The sequence below is a fragment of the Streptomyces sp. NPDC086989 genome (assembly GCF_044745505.1).
Taxonomy (GTDB): Bacteria; Actinomycetota; Actinomycetes; order Streptomycetales; family Streptomycetaceae; genus Streptomyces.
Genome location: NZ_JBIVAL010000013.1, coordinates 42,134 through 59,722, shown reverse-complemented (window position 1 = coordinate 59,722; position 17,589 = coordinate 42,134). Strand labels below are relative to the sequence as shown.

Here is a 17,589-nt window from a genome sequence, read left to right as displayed (position 1 = left end):
CTAGGGCCTGGCCGGTCGGGGGTACGGGGGCACCTCGGCCGGGCGCCGCGGGGCGCTGCCGGGCCGGTCCGCCCGAGGGGAACGGTGCCGGCCCCGGCGCGGGGCGCCGGGGCCGGGTCGGCCGGGTCGGGTCGGGTGCGGGGCAGTCTAGAACTCGACGACCGAGCGGAGGACCTCGCCGCGTTCCATCCGGGCGAAGGCCGCTTCCACGCCGTCCAGCGGGATGGTCTCGGACACGAACGCGTCGAGGTCGAGACGGCCCTGGAGGTAGAGGTCGATAAGGAGGGGGAAGTCCCGCTCGGGCAGGCAGTCCCCGTACCAGGAGGACTTGAGTGCGCCGCCGCGGCCGAAGACGTCGATGAGCGGGAGTTCGAGCTTCATCTCCGGCGTCGGCACGCCGACCAGCACGACGGTGCCGGCCAGATCGCGGGCGTAGAAGGCCTGCTGGTAGGTCTCCGGGCGGCCCACGGCGTCGATGACCACGTCCGCGCCGTTTCCGCCGGTGAGGCCCTGGATCGCCTTGACGACGTCCTCCGTGCGGCCGTTGACGGTGTGGGTGGCGCCCAGGCCGCGCGCCCACTCCAGCTTCCGGTCGTCGAGGTCGACGGCGATGATGCGGCCCGCGCCGGCGAGGCGGGCGCCGGCCACGGCCGCGTTGCCCACCCCTCCGCAGCCGATGACGGCGACGGAGTCGCCCCGGCCGACGCCGCCGGTGTTGAGCGCGGCGCCGAGGCCGGCCATGACCCCGCAGCCCAGGAGTCCGGCGGCGGCAGGGGCGGCCGCCGGGTCGACCTTGGTGCACTGGCCGGCCGCGACCAGGGTCTTCTCGGCGAAGGCGCCGATGCCGAGCGCCGGGGATAGCGGGGTGCCGTCCTCCAGGGTCATCTGCTGGGTGGCGTTGTGCGTGTTGAAGCAGTACCAGGGGCGGCCGCGCTTGCAGGCCCGGCAGGTACCGCACACCGCACGCCAGTTGAGGATGACGAAGTCACCGGGCGCGACGGAGGTGACGTCCGGGCCGACGGACTCCACGATGCCGGCTGCCTCGTGGCCGAGGAGGAAGGGGAACTCGTCGTTGATGCCGCCCTCGCGGTAGTGGAGGTCGGTGTGGCAGACCCCGCAGGCCTGCACCTTGACCAGGGCCTCGCCGGGTCCCGGGTCGGGCACGAGGATCGTCGTCGTCTCCACCGGTGCGCCCTTGCTCCGGGCGATGACCCCTCGTACGCGATGCGTCACGTCGTACCCCGCTCTGGTCGGATCTGTCTGGATCAACGAACGTACACGGGCGCGGCGGCGGAGGGGAGTTGTGTCACGCCGCGGAACCCGGAGTGGCGAGTTCCGGTGGTACGGCGGCGCGAAGTGCCGCTGCGAAGGCGGCGACGGCCGGGTGGGCGGCGGCCCCGCTGCGGAAGGCGACCTTGGTGCGGCGCTCCATGGGGAGCCGGGTGAGGGAGACGGCCGGGTCGGCGGGCCCCACGACCCCGAGCTGCGGGACGACCGCGACGCCCTGACCGGCCGCGACGAGGGCGAGCACGGTGGGGAACTCGTCGACCCGGTGACGGATCCGCGGGGTGAAACCGGCCGCCTGGCAGGCCCGCAACGCCATGGTGTGGCAGAGGGTGCCGGGCGTGGCGGTGATCCACGGGGCATCGGCGTGGGCCCGCAGAACGGCCCCCTGGTCCGGGCCGGGGACCACGGCCGGGGAAGCGGTTGGGGGCACCGGGGCCGCCAGGTACATCGCCTCCCGGTAGAGCGGCTGCGTGGCGAGCCCCGGTTCCGGCGGCGCGGGGACGAAGTCGTACTCGTGGACCAGGGCCACGTCCAGGTCCCCGGCGCGCAGCGCGTGCGCGACCGCCGCCGGGTCGGTGTCCGACACCATCGGCTCCAGCCCCGGGTGGCGCCGGGCCAGGGCGATCAGGGCGGCGGGGACGATGGCCCGGCCGGCGGTGGGGAAGGCCCCGATGCGCAGTGCGCCGGCCAGGCCGCTGCGCGCCTCGGCGAGATCGGCGTCGGCCTGTTCGAGCCGCTCCAGTACGGCCTCGGCGTGCCGGACCAGGTTCTGGCCGGCCGGGGTGAGCCGGACCCGGCGCCCGGTGCGTTCGAGCAGCGGCAGGCCCGCCTCGCGTTCGAGGACTCCGAGTTGCTGGGACACCGCCGAAGGGCTGAAGGCGAGGGCTTCGGCCACGGCGGCGATGGTTCCGCGGCGGGCGAGTTCGCGCAGCAGGCGCAGGCGTCGTACGTCGAGCATCGGCTCAGCTTACGGTTCGGGTAAGAAACGCGAACTGGATTCGGCGCTCGGGGCGGACGAAGCTCGGGGCATGGCACAGGACTTCTCCCTGCACGGGATTCACGTACCGCTCATCACGCCTTTCACGCGCGCCGGGGAGGTGGCCGTCGACGCCCTGGAGGCGCTCGCCCACCAGGTGCTCGACGAGGGCGCCACCGGGATCGTCGCCCTCGGCACCACCGGCGAGGCCGCCGCTCTCGACGCGGCGGAGAGCGACCTCGTCACGGACGTCTGCGCCCGGGTCTGCCGGGAGCGGGGCGCGGCGCTGACCGTGGGCGCCGGGGCGAGCGGCACCGGGGCGGCCGCGGCGGCGCTCGGGCGGCTGGCGAAGTGGCCCGAGGTGGGGGCGGCGCTGGTGAGCGTGCCGTCCTTCGTAAGGCCCGGGGCGGCGGGGGTGCTGGCGCACTTCGCACGGCTGGCGGAGCTGAGCCCCGTACCGCTGGTCGTCTACCACATCCCGTACCGGACCGGGCAGCAGCTGGACGCGGCCGCGTTGCGGGCGCTCGGCGAGCTGCCCGGGGTGGCCGGGATGAAGTACGCGGGCGGCGGGATCGGCGAGGAGGCGGTGGCGCTGCTCGGGGGGCTGCCGGAGGGGTTCGCGGTGCTGGCGGGCGACGACGTGTACCTGTCTCCGCTGCTGGCGATGGGAGCGGCGGGCGGGATCCTGGCCTCGGCGCATCTGGCGACGGCGCGGTTCGCGGAGCTGGCGGCGGCCTGGCGGGACGGGGACGTGCCGCGGGCGCGGACTCTGGGGCACGGCCTGGCCCGGCTCTCGGCGGCGCTGTTCGCCGAGCCCAGTCCGGTGGTGCTGAAGGGGGTGCTCCACGCCCAGGGCAGGATCCCGACGCCGGACGTACGGCTCCCCCTGCTGCCGGCACACGGTGCGACGGTGTCGGCGGCGCTGGACCGGCTGGCGAAGCTCCCGCCCGGGTGGCCGGCACCTTTCGGATCATGGCGGGCATGCCGGGAAGCGACCCCTGTGGGCGGTTCGCAAACAACGGGCGAGATGCCCGAATCAGGCATGCCTATGGGCGACTTGTCCGTTTCCCCGGAGGGCTTCGAAAGCCCGTGATGTGAGTCACTCGAATGGGGGCAACATCATTTATCCGGAACAAGCGATTCCCTTTTCCCGGAAAGGAATTTCGGCATTCCCGGAAGACGCCTCCAAGGTCGTTTCCGGCCCCGGCACAGAGAAGTCGATCACCGGGTGGAATTCCAGCCTTGTTCCGGCCCGGCGGGCTCGCTTACGGTCACGTCGTTCCCAGCGGGCAGCGACCCAAACCGGCCGCTGCCAGGGATCCCCCGCACCCCGCACGTGAGGAATTCCGCCATGCCCGGACCCGGTAAGCACCGTCGGCCCAAGCAGCGCCCCATCGCCCGCAAGCTGGCCTTCGCCGGCACCGGCGGCGCCGCCCTCGCCCTGCCGCTGATCAGCGCGACCACGGCCGGGGCGGCCGTCACGCAGCCGGCCGCGGCGCCCGCCGCGAAGACCGTCACGCTGCCCGCCGTGAAGCCGGCGGTGGAAAAGGCGGCGGTCCCGCTGACCTATTCCGTGACCGTCGGCGACACGCTTTCGAAGATCGCCGTGGAGCATGCGGTGAACGGCGGCTGGCAGGCCCTCTACGAAGCCAACCGGAGCGCCATCGGGGCCAACCCCTCGGTCATTCGCCCGGGACTGAAACTGAGCCTCGGCGCGGCGGCCAAGGCGGCCGCCGCGAAGGCGACCACGGCGGCCAAGCCGACGACTTCGTACGCGAACAACCTCGACGGCTGGATCCGGCAGTCCCTGGACATCATGGCCAAGCACGGAATCCCCGGGAGCTACAACGGAATTCTGCGCAACGTGATGCGGGAGTCCTCGGGCAACCCGCTGGCCATCAACAACTGGGACTCCAACGCGGCCGCCGGCATCCCCTCCAAGGGCCTGCTCCAGGTCATCGACCCGACCTTCCGGGCCTACCACGTACCCGGCACCGCCCTCGACTCGTACGACCCGGTCGCCAACATCACGGCCGCCTGCAACTACGCGGCGGCCCGCTACGGCTCGATCGACAACGTCAACGGCGCCTACTGACACACCTGGACCGCCCCACCCGGACCGCCGCTCCCCCCGGGCAGATGCCGGCGCGGAGCCGGCCGGGTGGGCGGGCGGCCTCCGCGGGGCCCTACAGCCAGCCCTGGCGGCGGGCCGCGCGGGCGGCCTCCGTGCGGTTGCGGGTGCCCGTCTTGCCGATGGCCGACGACAGGTAGTTGCGCACCGTCGACTCCGACAGGTGGACCCTGGCCGCGATGTCGGCCACGGTCGCCCCGTCGACGGCGGCGTTCAGCACGTCGGTCTCGCGCGCGGTCAGCGGGTTGGGGCCGGCGCTGAGGGCCGCGGCCGCGAGCGCGGGGTCGATCACGGTCTCCCCGGCGAGCACCCGGCGTACGGCTGCGGCCAGTTCCTCCACCGGCCCGTCCTTGACCAGGAACCCGGCGGCGCCCGCCTCCATCGCCCGGCGCAGGTAGCCGGGGCGGCCGAAGGTGGTGAGGATCAGCACGCGGCAGCCGGGGCAGCGCGTGCGCAGCTCGGCGGCCGCGTCGAGCCCGCTGCGGCCCGGGAGTTCGATGTCGAGCAGGGCCACGTCCGGCTGTGCCTCGATCGCGGCGGGCACGATCTCGTCCCCTGCGCCGACCTGCGCCACGACCTCGATGTCCTCCTCCAGCCCGAGCAGCAGGGCCAGCGCTCCGCGCATCATGCCCTGGTCCTCCGCCAGCAGGACCTTGATCATCGACGCTCCTCGTCCTCCGGCGCCGCCGGTGCGGCCCGGTCCTCCGGTTCGGCCGGCTCCACCGGGAGTTCGGCGGTGACCTGGAAGCCGCGGCCCGGGCCCGGGGCCGGGCCGCCGGCCAGGGTGCCGCCGGCTGCGGCGAGCCGTTCGGTCAGGCCGGTCAGTCCGCTGCCCGGCGGGACCGAGCCTACGCCGTGCCCGTTGTCGGTGATCACCAGGCGGACCCGCTCCGCAGAGCTCCGCACCTCGATCTCGCAGGTCGTCGCGCCGCTGTGCCGGATGGCGTTGGTCGCGGCCTCACGGACCACCCAGCCCAGCAGCGCCGCCGCCTGCGGGGGCAGCGGGGGCCCCGACTGCCGTACGACGGGCTCGATCCCGGCGGCGGTCAGCGCGCCGCGGGCCCGGTCGAGCTCGGTGGCGAGGCTGGCCTCGCGGTAGCCGGTGACGGCCTCCCGGATCTCGGTGAGGGCCTGCCGGCCGACGGACTCGATGTCGGCGACCTGCCCGAGCGCCGCGTCCATGTCCCGGGGGGCGATCCGGCGGGCCGCCTCCGACTTCACGACGATCACCGAGAGGGTGTGGCCGAGCAGGTCGTGCAGATCGCGGGAGAAGCGCAGCCGTTCCTGGTCCACGGCGGCCCGGGCCAGCTCCTGCCGGGTCTCACGCAGTTCCTTGACCGTCTCGGACAGGGCGAGGATGGCCGCGGTGACCATGCCGGACACGAACGTCCCGTACGCGATGCCGAGGGTGTCCCAGCCCTCGTCGAGTCCGGCGATCGCCCCGGCGAGGCCGGTGACGACGAACATCACCGGGCCGAGCTTGCGGCCCCGGACCACCGCGCCGGTGGCCAGGCCCCACAGCGGGAAGAACAGCAGCCAGTTGCCCCCGTACGCGAGGGCGAGGGCGCAGGTGACCGCGCCGAGGGCGGCCAGGCACCAGCGGGTGCTCGCCGCCTCCCGGGCCCGCGGGTCGAAGGCGCGGAACACCAGGGTGATGTAGAGGGAGTTGAAGACCAGCAGGCCGAGGGCGCCGATCCAGGGGTTGGGGGTCTCCCCCTTGATGACGTTGGAGATGGCGCCCATGCCCAGCAGCAGCCACGGCAGCAGGGCGAAGGCGTTGGGCGGACCCATCGGGCCGCGGCCGTAGTCGGGGGCCTCGCCGCAGGCCTTGCGCCGCTTCTCCTGCGCCCGCCATTCGGCCTTGCGGACCTCCCAGTCGGCTTTCCGCGCCTCCCTGCTGCTGCGCCTGTCCCGCATCGTCGTTCCCGTTCCCCGCTCCATGCTCACACCGTCCTCGCGGACCGACGGTACGAGAACACCGCGTACGCACCGAACAGCAGGGCCCATGCCGCGAGCACGGCGACCGCGCCGGGGCCCGGGACGGCGCCCTCGGCGAGGGACTGGCCGATCTCGGCGAAGCGGCGCGTGGGGGTGAAGCCGGAGAGGGAGCGCAGCCAGTGGGGGAACAGCCCGGTCGGGAACCAGAGCCCGCCGACGACGGAGAGCGCGATGCTGCACGCGACGTTGACCACGCCGGTGGTCTGGGCGGTGAGCCGGTAGCCGTTGCCGATGCCGAGCAGGGTGAAGGGGAGCGCGCCGAGCCACAGGACGAGGGCCACGGCGGCCCACTCCCAGGCCCCGAGCCGGACGTCGTTGACGAGCGCGCCCGCCGCGAGCACGGCGGCGACGGCCGGCAGCACGGTCACCGAACCGGTCAGGGCCCGGCCGACCACCACCTGGCGCGGGGTCATCGGGGTGATCCGCAGCTGCCGGAGCCAGCCGATGCCCTTGTCCTCGGCGACGCCGCTCCCGGTCGACAGGGCCGCGCCGAGGGCCCCGTACGCGGCCATGGCCACCATGGAGGCCGCCTTCCACTCGGCGTCGGCGCCGTCGCCGAGGTTGGTGAAGAGCAGGTACATCAGCACCGGCATGCCGATGCCGAAGACGACGAAGGAGGTGTCGCGCAGGGTCCGGCGGACTTCCAGTCCGACGTAGGCGGTGATCATCGGGTGCTCCCGGCGGTGGTGTGGGCGTGGGGGTCGGTGAGGGCGAGGAAGGCGTCGTCGAGCGACGGGGCGGTGACCTCGATCCCGCGGACGGCGCCGAGGCCGGCGAGGGCGACGACCGTCGCGTCCGGGTCCTCGGTACGCAGGCGCGCACGGTCCGCGCGCACCTCGACGGAGACCACCCCGGGCAGACCGGTGAGGCCCTCGGTGGGGCGCCCGGCCAGGTCGACGGAGACCAGCGACCCGCCGGCGGCGCGGCGCAGCTGCTCCCCCGTGCCGTCGGCGACGATCCGGCCGGCGTCGATGACCACGATCCGGTCGGCGTGGGCGTCTGCCTCCTCCAGGTAGTGCGTGGAGAACAGGACGGTGTTGCCGCGCCGGGCGTAGCCGCGCATGGACTCCCAGAAGGCGCGCCGGGCCTCCACGTCGAGGGCGGCGGTCGGCTCGTCGAGCACGAGGAGCTCCGGGTTGCCGGCGAGGGCGACGGCGAAGCGGACGCGCTGGGCCTGGCCGCCGGAGAGCCGGTCGATGCGGCGGCCGGCCAGTTCGGTGAGCCCTGCGAGCTCCAGCGCCTCGTCGACGGGCAGGGGAGCCGGGTAGGTGCGGGCCACGAAGGCGATGAGCTCGCGCACGGTGATCCGCGGTACGGCGCGCCCCTCCTGGAGCATGGCGCCCACCCGGCCGGCCCGGACGGCCTGCGCGGGCTGCCGGCCGAAGAGCCGTACGCTGCCCGCGTCGGGCTCGTTCAGGCCGAGCAGCAGGCTGATGGCGGTGGACTTGCCGGCGCCGTTGCGGCCGAGCAGGGCGACCGTCTCACCGCGCCGGACGTCGAGGTCGATGCCGGTGACGGCGCGGACGGTCCCGAAGGCCTTGGCGGCGTGCCGGAACCGGACGGCGGGCTCGGCGTCCGGCGGCTGCGTGGTCCGCGTCGTGCGGATCGGCTGCGTCGTCTGTGTCATGTCCACCACGCTAGGGACCGGGGGCGGCCCTGCGGCAGATGCGCATGTACGGACCCCGCCGGTACAAATGTCCCGGCCGCGGCCCGGCCCGCACCGCCCGGGCCGGCCCGGGGAGTTCGGTGCCGGGCGCCGGCGGGGCATGGTGGTGGTGCTCCTCGGCCGTGGGCCGTACGCGCGTGCGGCGCGCGCGTACGGGTGCACGGTGTCAGGAGCGGTAGACCTTCTTCACGTTGCCCTGGGTGTCGGCGTAGACGTAGCCGCCCTGGCCGTATTCGTCGGTGAGGTAGGGCCGCATGGACGGGGTCTGGTCGAAGAGCCAGGGCTCGACGATGACGTAGCGGGAGGTCGGTTTGGCCACGCCGAGCTCCTGCTTGGCCTGGTCGAGGAGGCCGGGCAGGGCGTCCCAGTTGACGCTCGCCATGTCGATCAGCGGTTCGTCCGCCTTGATGGTGCCGCCGGGGCCGGTGCGCTTGGCTTCGCCGTCGCGGTACTGGTAGCGGTCGTAGGTCTTGGCTCCCGGGGCGGTGGGGACGGAGGCGAGCACGTACTCCTCGTAGACCGTCATCTCCACGAACTCGGTGGTGCCCGACTTCTGCTTGAGCGCGTCGAGGGCGGTCCGCACGTTGGCGGGGGTGAGCAGGCTGCCCTTGGGGGCTGTGGCCGGGCTGGCGTTGGTCCTGGGGGTGCTCGCCTTCGCGCTGGGAGTGGCCGGGGCGCCGGAGGCGGTGGCGCCGCCGCCCTTCGCCTCGCCGCCGCCCCTGCCGTCGGAAGCGCCGCCGGGGAACCCGTTGACGAGACCGATCACGCCGCCGGCCAGGACCACCGCGAGGAGACCGCCGATCAGTGCCGGGCGCCGGCGCGGTGTGTGCGCGGCGGGGACGGGCGCGGTCGTCGAGTACGGGGATCCGCCCCCGGGGGTGAACGGCGCGGACGGCACGGACGACGCGTAGGGGTTCGGGATCTGCGACTGCTGGGGCCGGGTGTGAGGGAGCCCGGACGGGACGTTCCCGGGCTGCGGGCTGGGCGGACCGTACTGGCCCAGGACCACCGGGGGCACGACCGGCGTGGCACCGCCGGCGAGAGCACTGCTCGCTTCCCGGAGCAGCTGTTCCAGCTGTGCCGCGTCGGGCCGTACGGACAGGTCCCGTACGAGCAGCCGCTCCAGTACGGGCCCCAGCGGGCCGGAACGCACGGGGGCCGGGATCGGCTCGTCGAGCACGGCGACGACGGTGGCCAGGCTGGTGGCCCGGCGCAGCGGATGGGTCCCCTCCGCGGCCACGTAGAGCAGCATGCCGAGCGACCACAGGTCGGAGGCCGCCAGCCCCTCCTCGCCGCGCGCGCGTTCCGGGGCGATGTACTCCGGCGAGCCGATGAGCACGCCGGTGGAGGTGAGGGCGGTGGAGCCGTGCAGGGCAGCGATGCCGAAGTCGGTGAGCACGGCCGAGCCGTCGGGGCGCAGCAGCACGTTGGCCGGTTTCACATCGCGGTGGAGCACCCCCTCGGCGTGGGCGGCCCGCAGTGCCGACAGCACGTCGAGGCCGAGCCTCAGCACCTCGGCGACCGGCATCGGCCCCGATTCCAGCTTGTCGTGCAGGGAGCCGCCCTTGACCAGCTCCATCACGATCCACGGGTGTCCGTCCGTGCCCTCGGCGGGTTCCACGATGTGGTGGATCGTCACCACGTGCGGGTGTGCCAGCCGCGCGAGCGCCCGCGCCTCGCGGACGGCGCGCTCGCGCAGCTGGACGGTGAGTCCGGGTGTGGCGGCGGCGGTCGCCGGGTCCGGCGGGCGCACCTCCTTCAGGGCGACGTCGCGGTGCAGTGCGATGTCGCGGGCACGCCACACCGTGCCCATGCCGCCGGCCCCGAGGGGCGCGATCAGTTCGAAGCGGCCGTCGACCAGCTGTCTTTCGGCCTCACTGTTGTCCATGGCCGGACATCGTAGGCGCAGCCTCTGTCAGCAGCGTCGGCGGTCCACCGTCACGGTGCCCTGGGCCGTGGCCAGCGTGCGGTCATAGCACCCGCCGCCCGGCTGCGCCCCGTACAGCTGGTAGTGCTCGGAGCTGGTGCCGACCGCGTGCCGCTGCTCGCGCGGCACGTTCGCCGTGTAGCTCGCGTCGCCCGTGTACCGGTCGTCGAGCCGGGTGCGGTCCACGGACCGGCCGCCGCGCAGGGTGGTCGTCTCGGCGCGGTCGCCGAGTGCGATGACCGTGCGCAGCCGGTCCCCGGCGCCGAGGGTGGTCTCGCCGTCCATCGTGTAGGTGCGCGCGGTGCGGACGGTGGTGGGGCCGCGGGTGACGTCCTCCTCGTCGGTCCAGGTCGCGGTCAGGGCGTCCTGGTCCTCGCCCTCCGTCCAGCGGTGCACGGAGGTGTTGTGCACGGTGCGGGTGACGGTGGTCGTGACCCGGCCGTGCGAGGTGTCGAGCCGGCCGGCGACGGTCAGGCGGTGGCCGCCCTCGGTGTCGAGGCGGTGCTGCGCACCGGGCGCGGCCGGGGTCCAGTGCGTGGAGCCGGCCGGTACGCCCTCCTCGTGCCGGGTGAGGGCACCGGTCACGACGGCCCGGCCCTCGTCCTGCCACAGCAGGAGGTTCGTCGGGGTGCTCCAGCCGCTCTGCCCGGCCGGGACGCCGGCGACGGCCACCTCGATCCGGTGCGGCCGGCCGTCGTTGAGGAGGGCGGCGTACGGGGTGAGGTCGTAGACGACCGGCTGGACGTCGAAGGCGCGGGGCGCGGGGGTGACGTACCAGAGGAAGGGGTTCGACCAGCCGCCGGTCCACACGGTCGGGAACGGGGCCGCGATCCCTGCGAGTTGCCCGTCGACGGAGATCCGCACCTCGCGGTAGGGGCCGTCGGCGGCCTTGCAGGAGTACGGGGCGGCGTCGGGGGTGGTCATGTACCAGTACTCCTCGCAGCCGCCGCCGGAGCCGGTGGCGTACACCTCGGCGAGGAGCCGCTCGGTGTTGCGCGGGGTGGTGACGGCGGGGCCGGAGAGCGGCAGGACGCGGTCGGGCGTGTCCGGGGCGGGGGCGTGCCGGTCCCGGTCGGCGGCGTAGAACGTGAGGGTGGCCTTGACGTCGATGACGCCCGTGTAGGTGTCGTCGACGAAGTTGCCGATCAGCATCTCGACGGGCTGCGGCCGGCTGAGGGTGTCGCGGTAGCGGGTGACGTCCTTCTCGACGGACCACGTGATGCCGTCGGGCGAGGGCTCGGGGGTGGAGGTGCGCAGGATTTCGACGCCGCCGAGGGAGAGGTGGCCCAGGCGGTCGTACTGGCGCCCCTTGACCTTGCCGGCGAGGCGCAGGACGACCTTGGCCCAGGAACCGCCGCATGCGGCCGGAGGCGCATAACTGCCGGTGTACGGGGTGTAGTCGCGGAACTGCGCCTCGGCGACGGTCACCTCGCAGGACCTGGTCGCGGGGCGCGCGACGGGTGGCGCCGCGGTGAGGGGGTCGTGCCAGTCACTCCCGAACTCGGCGGGCGGCTCGGCCGCGGCCGCGGGTCCCGCGGCGCCGGCCAGGGTTGCCGCGGCGAGTGCGAGCGCGCCGAGCAGACCCGTGATCCTGTGTCGTCTCATGGCCCCGCAGTGAATCCCGCCGGGCCGGGACGGCACCAGGGCTCCCTGCCCGGCCCTGGCCGGAATTCGCCCCCGGACGGTCCCTGGTCAGGCAGTGGGGAGGATCACCGTGCCGTCGTCGTCGGCGTGCACCAGGTCTCCCGGGCGGAAGGTGACGCCGCCGAGGGTGACCGGCTCGTCGACCGTGCCCGCGCCGGTCTTGCCGCTCTTGCGCGGGACCGTGCCCAGGGCCTTGACGCCGAGGTCCAGTCCGCCGAGGGCGACGCTGTCGCGGACCGCCCCGTTGATGATCATGCCTGCCCAGCCGTTGCGCTGGGCGGCCGCGGCGATGAGGTCTCCGGAGAGGGCGGTGCGCAGGGAGCCGCCGCCGTCCACGACGAGGACGGCGCCCTCTCCCGGCGTGTTGACCAACTCGCGCAGCAGCGCGTTGTCCTCGTGGCAGATGACGGTGCGCACGGGGCCCGCGAAGAGCCGGCGCCCGCCGAACTGGCGGAACTGCGTGGTGCAGACGGCGAGGCCCTCGCCGTGCTCGTCGTACAGGTCGCTGGTGGGGACGGGGATGACGCTCATGTGGCCGGGGGCTCCTCGCAGTCGTACGTCGCGGCGGGCGGCCCCGGCGTATGCGGGGCGGTGGCGCCGCTCAGTCGCGGGAGTTGCCGAACAGGATGCGGTATCCGATGAGCAGCACCAGCGAACCCGCGATCGCGGCGCCCCAGGTGGCGGGGTCGTAGAAGTCGTGCCCGATGGGCTTGTCCAGGAACTTCGCGGACAGCCAGCCGCCGACGAAGGCACCGGCGACGCCGATCAGCGTGGTCCCGATCAGGCCGCCGGGGTCACGGCCGGGCAGCAGGACCTTGGCTATGACGCCGGCCAGCAGCCCCAGGACGATCCAGCTGACGATCCCCATGGTCGTTCACTCCGCTTCGCTCGTGTTCCGTGTGCGCTCTCGCGTTCTCACCGGGGAGGACGCGCAGACCGGCGAAACGGTTCTCAGCTGCGGCGGGCCCGTACGAGCGCGACGCCGGCGACCATGACGGCGGCCGCCGCGAGGCCGCCGCGCGAGCGCCGCGCGAGGACCGCCCGGGTGGACCGGTGGGAGAGCACGGAGCGGTGCGACCGGGCCGAGAGCACGGAGCAGACCGATTGCGCGGAGAGCAGGGAGCCCGAGCTCAGCCACGAACCCGCGGAGCCGATCGAGAAGGCGGAGCCGACGGAGCCGACCGACAGCACGCTGCCGACGGAGCCGATGGACAGGACCGAACCCACCGATCCGATGGACAGCACCGATTTCCTGGACCAGAGCGAGAGGAACGATCCGTCAGCCATGGGCGTCATGCTGCCACACGGCTGACCGGCGCGGCCGCCGATACCGGGCCCGGCACCGCGCCGGAGCCGGCCGCGGGGGCGGCGGCGGGCGCGGGGGCGGCAGCGGGCGCGGGCGTGGGCGTGGGGCTTGGGGAGGTGCGGGTCAGCAGCAGTACCCCGCGCGTCGCCGCGAGCGCGCCGCCCACCGCGAGCAGGAGCCCCACCGCACCTCCCTGGATGCGCTCCCCCAGCAGGACCATGCCGATGGCGGCCGCCGCGAGCGGGTTGGCCAGGTTGACCACGGCGAGCGGGGCCCCGAGCCCGCCCCGGTAGGCCCGCTGCGAGAGCAGCATGCCGCCGACCGCGAACACCACGACGAGCAGGGCGACGGCGACCACCCGCACGCTGAGCAGGGCCCCGCCGCGGCCGCCCGCGACGGCCACGGTCTGGGTCAGGGCGGAGGCCACGGCGGAGGCCAGCCCGGACGCCGTCGCGTGCCGCAGCCCCGAGCGCACGTCCCGGCGTACGGTCAGCAGCACGATCGCGGCGGCGGTGGCCCCGGACACGGCGAGCGCCTCGGCCAGGGTCAGCGTGTCGTCCGGGGCCGGACCGGATGCCGGGAGCAGCAGCAGGCCGAGCCCGGCGACGGTGGCGAGGGTGCCCCGCCATTCGGTGGCCGCGACCCGGCGGCCGGCTCCGCGGGCCCCGAGCGGGACGGCGGCGACGAGGGTCAGTGCGCCGAGGGGCTGGACCAGGGTGAGCGGCCCGTAGCGCAGGGCGGCCGCATGCAGCAGGGCGGCGCCGGCGTTCAGCCCGGCCGACCACCACCAGGCGCCGCTCCCGAGCAGGGCGCCCGCGCTGCGGGCGACGGCGGCGCGGGCCAGCCGCTCCTGGGCGACGGCGGCGGCCGCGTAGGCGACGGCGGAGGCGAGGCAGAGCGCGACGGCGAGGGCGGTGGCGTTCATCGGACGGCCCCCACCGGCTCGGCCGCTTCCACGTTCCGGGGGCGCGGCAGGTGCCGTACGACGGGCAGCGATCCCGTACGCGTCCGCGGGCGCGGGACGAGCAGCAGCGCCCCGCCGAGCAGCACGGTGGCGACGATCGCGTCGAGCCAGTAGTGGTTGGCGGTGCCCACGATCACGAGCAGGGTCACCAGCGGGTGCAGCAGCCAGAGCACGCGCAGGCGGGAGCGGGTGGCGGCGATCATGCCGAGTGCCAGCATCAGCGCCCACCCGAAGTGCAGCGAGGGCATGGCGGCGAACTGGTTGGCCATGGTGTCGGTGGCGGGCGCGGCCCGGTAGACGGAAGGTCCGTAGACCTGCGCGGTGTCCACGAGGTGCGCGGCGGCCAGCATTCGGGGTGGTGCGAGCGGGAACGCCAGGTGGAGCCCGAGGGCGGCGCCGGTCAGGACGGCGAGGGTGCGCCGGGCCCACAGGTAGTGGCCGGGCCGGCGCAGGTACAGCCAGATCAGGAAGAGGGCGGTCGCCGGGAAGTGCACGGCCGCGTAGTAGGTGTTCGCGGTGTGCACGAGCGCGTCACCGGCGCCGCCGGTGCCGACCCCGTGCAGGAGCAGGCGCTGGACCGCGCCCTCGCCGGGCAGGTGCAGGCCGCGCTCGGCGTCCCAGATCCGGCCGGCGTTGCGGAACGCCTCGTCGGCGCGGTCCGTGGAGAGCATCCGGCCGGTCTTGTAGACGGCGAACAGGCCCGCGACGAGCAGGAGCTCGCGTATGAGACGGCGCCGCTGCCCGGTTCCCGGGCCGGCGGCCGGCCCTTCGGGTGTGGTGTGGGAGCTCATTTCCCCCGCTCTCTCTTCCTGCTGTGCTCGTGCGGCGGCCGGCGGGACCGGTCGGGCGTACATCGACACGCCAGTGTATCGATACATTCGCGTATCGATACGGGGGTGTACCGATACGCTTGCGTTCCCGTACACTTTTTTCCACGGAACCATCCGCCGCGGAGCCCCCGAGGAGAGCCGCCCACCATGACGTCGACGCCGCCGGCCGCGCGCCGCTCCAAGATCACCCCGGAGCGGGTGCAGGAGTTCTACGACGCCGTCCTGGAGATGCTGCGCGAGAGCGGGTACGAGGCGCTGACCATGGAGGGCGTCGCCGCCCGGGCCTGCTGCGGGAAGTCGACCCTCTACCGGCAGTGGAAGACCAAGCCCCAGCTCGTCGCGGCCGCCCTGCGGGCGAACCGGCAGGGCACGCTGGTCGCGGTGGACACCGGAACGCTCGCCGGCGACCTGCGCGAGGCCGCCCGGATCGCGGCCGGCAACTCCGGCCGCGACACCCGGCTCACCCAGGCCCTCGGGCACGCCGTGCTCAGCGACGAGGAACTCCAGGCGGCGCTGCGCGAGGCGCTCGTCGAGCCGGAGCTGGCCGCCTTCGACGCGATGGTGGCGCGGGCCGTGGCGCGCGGCGAGATCGCCGCGGACCACCCGGCCGTGGAGTTCCTGCCGGCCCAGTTGATGGGCGTGCTGCGCATTCGGCCGGTGCTGGAGGGACGGTACGCCGACGCCGACTACCTGGTCCGGTTCGTCGACGCGGCCCTGCTGCCCGCCCTGGGCCTGGCAGCCGTCCCGGCCCCCGGGCCGATGCCCGACCCGGCACCCGGCCCGGAGCCGGACCGGGCCCCCTGAACCGGTGGGCCGCCGTCACCGATGACCGGACGGCGACCCGCCCGCGCTGCCTCGTGGGGACGGCGGCAGCGCGCCACCCGGACGGGGCGGTGGTCACTCACTCGAGGGAGTGACCACCGCCCGGTCTGTGCGGCCTGAGGACCGCCCGACGCCGCCGTCAGCCGCGCGGGGCGCCCATGGCGCGGGTGAACTCGTCCGGGTCGGCGTCGAAGCCCCTTACCGAGGCGTCCAGCGACCACACCCCCGCCGCGTCGCGGGTGAACTCCGCCACGACGGCCGCCGTGGCGGCCGGCACGTCCGCGAAATCACTCACCGCGAGATCGGTGTGGCCCTCGCGGATCCGGACCCCCGTACCGCCTATGGCCGCGAAGGTCTTCGTACGGGCGCCGCGCTCTCCGGTCTCCTGGATCACCACGCCCACCACCACGCGCCCCAACCCGGAGGCCATCCGGTTCAGTTCGACCGTCATCACCTCGTCGAAACCGAAGCCCTGGCCGGTGTGGCTGTCGCGGTTCAAGGTGATGGTGCCGTCGGGCGACCGGCTGCCGAAGTGCACGAGGTGGACGGGCCCCCCGTACGGCTCGGCGGCGCCGTAGACCGCCGCGACGATGTCCAGGTCGTGGGCGGGCGCGCCCGCGGGGCTCGGATCCCACCGCAGTGCGATCTCCACCTTCGCCAGGCTCTTGCGTACTCCGCTCGTCGAAGTGCTCACCGAACTCCCCCTCCGCTTTCCGGGTGTTGCCCGGCCATGCTGTCATGCGGCGGGCCCGCCGGTCCGGACGAGCGCACGTTCCCGGCCAGTTGGGCCGTTTCCCTCAGGATCCGGGCAGCACGCGGACGGTCTCCACCCAGGCCGGCGGCTGCGGCGCGTCGGCCCCGATCAGCGCGGCGATCAGCCGGCAGGACGGGGTCTCGTCCGGCCACGGCGTGTACCCGTCGGTCAGGACGACGACGATGTTCGGCCGCTCCGGCGCCGCGAGCGCGGCGCGGATGCCGACGCGCATGTCCGTGCCGCCGCCCCCGGCCAGGATCACCTGCTCGACGCTCGTCACCCGGGCCACCGTGTGTACGTCCGCGTCGCAGGCCAGGACGGCGACCCGGTTGCCCCGGACCCCCACCTCCCGCAGGACGCCGGTCACCTCGCCGAGCGCGGCGGCGAGCTCCTCCTCGCCCATCGACCCCGAGGTGTCGACGACGATCGCGACCCGGGGCAGCGGCCGGCGCAGGCTCGGCAGCACCACCCGGCCACCGAGCGCGGGGGTGCGCCGCGAGGGGCGCCGGTACGTGTAGTCCACCGCGCCGCCCGCCCAGGCGGCGGCTTCGCGGACCGCCCCGGACAGCGCGCGGCGCCAGTCGACGGTCGGCTCCAGCAGCTCCTGCGCCCAGCGCTGCCAGCCGGCCGGGAGCCGGCCGCGGGTGCGCTGGTGGGCGCGCATGGCCTGGGCGGTCTGCCGGCGCAGCGCCTCCGCCTCGACGGGGCCGATCCGGGCGGGACCGGCGGACCCGCCGAGCTCCCAGGGCGCCGCCGTGCCGTGGGCTCCGGAGCCGCAGTCGGGTACGTGCGGGGTGGCCGGGATCGCGGGCAGGTACGCCTCGAACATCCCGCCGGTGGCCAGGCCGAACAGCCGGGGCTCCATCCGGCCCTCGGGGAGCGCCAACCCGTCGGCGAGGAGGTCGTCGTTGATCTCGCAGTCCTGGGCGATGTTGACGCGGACCGGGTCGCGCTGCTCGGAGGCCGGGAGCCGGCCGGCGCGGGCGTGGTGGTCGCGCAGCAGGTGCGCCACCTCGTGGATCCACACTCCGGCGAGTTCCGCCACCGGCGTCGCGTCGACGAAGGCGGGCGAGACGTAGCAGCGCCAGTGCCGGTCGACGCCCATCGTCGGGACCCCGTCCGAGGGGACCACGGTGAGCGCGTAGAGGGCGGAGGCGAGGTACGGCCGGGACTCGGCCGCCCTGTAGCGGGCGGCCAGCAGCTTGGCCCGGTCCAGGCGGACGTGGGCGGGCGCCCCGCCCGCCGTCCGGTCGTCCGCCGCCGCGCCGTCCATGGGCACCGTCA

The 17,589-nt window shown here is 74.6% G+C and carries 18 protein-coding genes; 3 read left to right on the top strand and 15 right to left on the bottom strand.

Annotation, left to right across the window (positions count from 1 at the left end):
* Window positions 1-147 precede the first annotated feature (147 nt).
* Together ACIPK4_RS28590 and ACIPK4_RS28585 are read right to left on the bottom strand one after the other, a co-directional pair.
* Window positions 148-1,233: an S-(hydroxymethyl)mycothiol dehydrogenase gene (locus ACIPK4_RS28590; RefSeq protein WP_054225831.1), complete on the bottom strand. Its 1,086-nt coding sequence runs from the start codon at window positions 1,231-1,233 to the stop codon at window positions 148-150.
* A 73-nt stretch (window positions 1,234-1,306) separates the two neighbouring features.
* Window positions 1,307-2,245: a LysR substrate-binding domain-containing protein gene (locus ACIPK4_RS28585; RefSeq protein WP_402317615.1), complete on the bottom strand. Its 939-nt coding sequence runs from the start codon at window positions 2,243-2,245 to the stop codon at window positions 1,307-1,309.
* Window positions 2,246-2,315: 70 nt separating this feature from the next.
* On the opposite strand from ACIPK4_RS28585, the gene ACIPK4_RS28580 reads away from it, so the two are divergent.
* The gene (locus ACIPK4_RS28580; protein ID WP_402317612.1) at window positions 2,316-3,356 is read left to right on the top strand and encodes a dihydrodipicolinate synthase family protein; all 1,041 of its coding nucleotides are present in this window, start codon (window positions 2,316-2,318) and stop codon (window positions 3,354-3,356) included.
* 258 nt (window positions 3,357-3,614) lie between these two features.
* A complete protein-coding gene (locus ACIPK4_RS28575; protein ID WP_402317610.1) occupies window positions 3,615-4,358 on the top strand; it encodes a transglycosylase SLT domain-containing protein in 744 nt (247 codons plus the stop codon).
* Window positions 4,359-4,449: 91 nt separating this feature from the next.
* On the opposite strand, the gene ACIPK4_RS28570 is transcribed toward ACIPK4_RS28575, so the two are convergent.
* The 11 genes from ACIPK4_RS28570 to ACIPK4_RS28520 form a co-directional block, all read right to left on the bottom strand.
* Window positions 4,450-5,055, bottom strand: coding sequence for a DNA-binding response regulator (locus ACIPK4_RS28570; protein ID WP_402317607.1), 606 nt, complete (start codon window positions 5,053-5,055; stop codon window positions 4,450-4,452).
* A complete protein-coding gene (locus ACIPK4_RS28565) occupies window positions 5,052-6,335 on the bottom strand; it encodes a sensor histidine kinase (protein ID WP_402317604.1) in 1,284 nt (427 codons plus the stop codon). Before ACIPK4_RS28565 ends, ACIPK4_RS28570 begins: the two co-directional genes overlap by 4 nt.
* 2 nt (window positions 6,336-6,337) lie before the next feature.
* The gene (locus ACIPK4_RS28560; protein WP_402317601.1) at window positions 6,338-7,060 is read right to left on the bottom strand and encodes an ABC transporter permease; all 723 of its coding nucleotides are present in this window, start codon (window positions 7,058-7,060) and stop codon (window positions 6,338-6,340) included.
* Window positions 7,057-8,019, bottom strand: coding sequence for an ATP-binding cassette domain-containing protein (locus tag ACIPK4_RS28555; protein WP_402317598.1), 963 nt, complete (start codon window positions 8,017-8,019; stop codon window positions 7,057-7,059). The genes ACIPK4_RS28560 and ACIPK4_RS28555 overlap by 4 nt, the downstream gene beginning before the upstream one ends.
* 205 nt (window positions 8,020-8,224) lie before the next feature.
* The gene (locus tag ACIPK4_RS28550) at window positions 8,225-9,946 is read right to left on the bottom strand and encodes a serine/threonine-protein kinase (protein ID WP_402317596.1); all 1,722 of its coding nucleotides are present in this window, start codon (window positions 9,944-9,946) and stop codon (window positions 8,225-8,227) included.
* A gap of 27 nt (window positions 9,947-9,973) precedes the next feature.
* Entirely contained in the window at window positions 9,974-11,590 is a 1,617-nt protein-coding gene (locus tag ACIPK4_RS28545) for a peptide-N4-asparagine amidase (RefSeq protein WP_402317593.1), read from the bottom strand.
* Window positions 11,591-11,677: 87 nt separating this feature from the next.
* Window positions 11,678-12,160 (bottom strand): ribonuclease E activity regulator RraA, encoded by a 483-nt coding sequence (gene rraA, locus ACIPK4_RS28540; RefSeq protein ID WP_402317591.1) that lies wholly within the window; start codon window positions 12,158-12,160, stop codon window positions 11,678-11,680.
* 70 nt (window positions 12,161-12,230) lie between these two features.
* On the bottom strand, window positions 12,231-12,497 hold the full coding sequence (locus ACIPK4_RS28535; protein ID WP_402317588.1) for a GlsB/YeaQ/YmgE family stress response membrane protein: 267 nt from the start codon (window positions 12,495-12,497) through the stop codon (window positions 12,231-12,233).
* A gap of 83 nt (window positions 12,498-12,580) precedes the next feature.
* On the bottom strand, window positions 12,581-12,916 hold the full coding sequence (locus ACIPK4_RS28530; RefSeq protein ID WP_402317586.1) for a hypothetical protein: 336 nt from the start codon (window positions 12,914-12,916) through the stop codon (window positions 12,581-12,583).
* A 5-nt stretch (window positions 12,917-12,921) separates the two neighbouring features.
* Window positions 12,922-13,860 (bottom strand): hypothetical protein, encoded by a 939-nt coding sequence (locus ACIPK4_RS28525; RefSeq protein WP_402317584.1) that lies wholly within the window; start codon window positions 13,858-13,860, stop codon window positions 12,922-12,924.
* The gene (locus ACIPK4_RS28520; protein ID WP_402317581.1) at window positions 13,857-14,690 is read right to left on the bottom strand and encodes a phosphatase PAP2 family protein; all 834 of its coding nucleotides are present in this window, start codon (window positions 14,688-14,690) and stop codon (window positions 13,857-13,859) included. The genes ACIPK4_RS28525 and ACIPK4_RS28520 overlap by 4 nt, the downstream gene beginning before the upstream one ends.
* A 186-nt stretch (window positions 14,691-14,876) precedes the next feature.
* On the opposite strand from ACIPK4_RS28520, the gene ACIPK4_RS28515 reads away from it, so the two are divergent.
* Complete coding sequence (locus ACIPK4_RS28515; protein WP_402317578.1) at window positions 14,877-15,533, top strand: TetR/AcrR family transcriptional regulator; 657 nt, start codon at window positions 14,877-14,879, stop codon at window positions 15,531-15,533.
* Between the two features lie 157 nt (window positions 15,534-15,690).
* Here the strand turns inward: ACIPK4_RS28515 and ACIPK4_RS28510 are convergent, their stop codons facing one another.
* Both ACIPK4_RS28510 and ACIPK4_RS28505 read right to left on the bottom strand, forming a co-directional pair.
* Entirely contained in the window at window positions 15,691-16,245 is a 555-nt protein-coding gene (locus tag ACIPK4_RS28510; protein ID WP_402317575.1) for a TerD family protein, read from the bottom strand.
* Window positions 16,246-16,348: 103 nt separating this feature from the next.
* Window positions 16,349-17,578, bottom strand: coding sequence for a VWA-like domain-containing protein (locus tag ACIPK4_RS28505; protein ID WP_402318037.1), 1,230 nt, complete (start codon window positions 17,576-17,578; stop codon window positions 16,349-16,351).
* Window positions 17,579-17,589: the final 11 nt, after the last annotated feature.

What these genes read in the sequence shown, in the direction of transcription:
- ACIPK4_RS28585 (WP_402317615.1), bottom strand. Translation starts at nt 2,245, where the DNA reads ATGCTCGACGTACGACGCCTGCGCCTGCTGCGCGAACTCGCCCGCCGC.
- ACIPK4_RS28580 (WP_402317612.1), top strand. Translation starts at nt 2,316, where the DNA reads ATGGCACAGGACTTCTCCCTGCACGGGATTCACGTACCGCTCATCACG.
- ACIPK4_RS28575 (WP_402317610.1), top strand. Translation starts at nt 3,615, where the DNA reads ATGCCCGGACCCGGTAAGCACCGTCGGCCCAAGCAGCGCCCCATCGCC.
- ACIPK4_RS28570 (WP_402317607.1), bottom strand. Translation starts at nt 5,055, where the DNA reads ATGATCAAGGTCCTGCTGGCGGAGGACCAGGGCATGATGCGCGGAGCG.
- ACIPK4_RS28565 (WP_402317604.1), bottom strand. Translation starts at nt 6,335, where the DNA reads ATGGAGCGGGGAACGGGAACGACGATGCGGGACAGGCGCAGCAGCAGG.
- ACIPK4_RS28560 (WP_402317601.1), bottom strand. Translation starts at nt 7,060, where the DNA reads ATGATCACCGCCTACGTCGGACTGGAAGTCCGCCGGACCCTGCGCGAC.
- ACIPK4_RS28555 (WP_402317598.1), bottom strand. Translation starts at nt 8,019, where the DNA reads ATGACACAGACGACGCAGCCGATCCGCACGACGCGGACCACGCAGCCG.
- ACIPK4_RS28550 (WP_402317596.1), bottom strand. Translation starts at nt 9,946, where the DNA reads ATGGACAACAGTGAGGCCGAAAGACAGCTGGTCGACGGCCGCTTCGAA.
- ACIPK4_RS28545 (WP_402317593.1), bottom strand. Translation starts at nt 11,590, where the DNA reads ATGAGACGACACAGGATCACGGGTCTGCTCGGCGCGCTCGCACTCGCC.
- rraA (WP_402317591.1), bottom strand. Translation starts at nt 12,160, where the DNA reads ATGAGCGTCATCCCCGTCCCCACCAGCGACCTGTACGACGAGCACGGC.
- ACIPK4_RS28535 (WP_402317588.1), bottom strand. Translation starts at nt 12,497, where the DNA reads ATGGGGATCGTCAGCTGGATCGTCCTGGGGCTGCTGGCCGGCGTCATA.
- ACIPK4_RS28530 (WP_402317586.1), bottom strand. Translation starts at nt 12,916, where the DNA reads ATGGCTGACGGATCGTTCCTCTCGCTCTGGTCCAGGAAATCGGTGCTG.
- ACIPK4_RS28525 (WP_402317584.1), bottom strand. Translation starts at nt 13,860, where the DNA reads ATGAACGCCACCGCCCTCGCCGTCGCGCTCTGCCTCGCCTCCGCCGTC.
- ACIPK4_RS28520 (WP_402317581.1), bottom strand. Translation starts at nt 14,690, where the DNA reads ATGAGCTCCCACACCACACCCGAAGGGCCGGCCGCCGGCCCGGGAACC.
- ACIPK4_RS28515 (WP_402317578.1), top strand. Translation starts at nt 14,877, where the DNA reads ATGACGTCGACGCCGCCGGCCGCGCGCCGCTCCAAGATCACCCCGGAG.
- ACIPK4_RS28505 (WP_402318037.1), bottom strand. Translation starts at nt 17,578, where the DNA reads ATGGACGGCGCGGCGGCGGACGACCGGACGGCGGGCGGGGCGCCCGCC.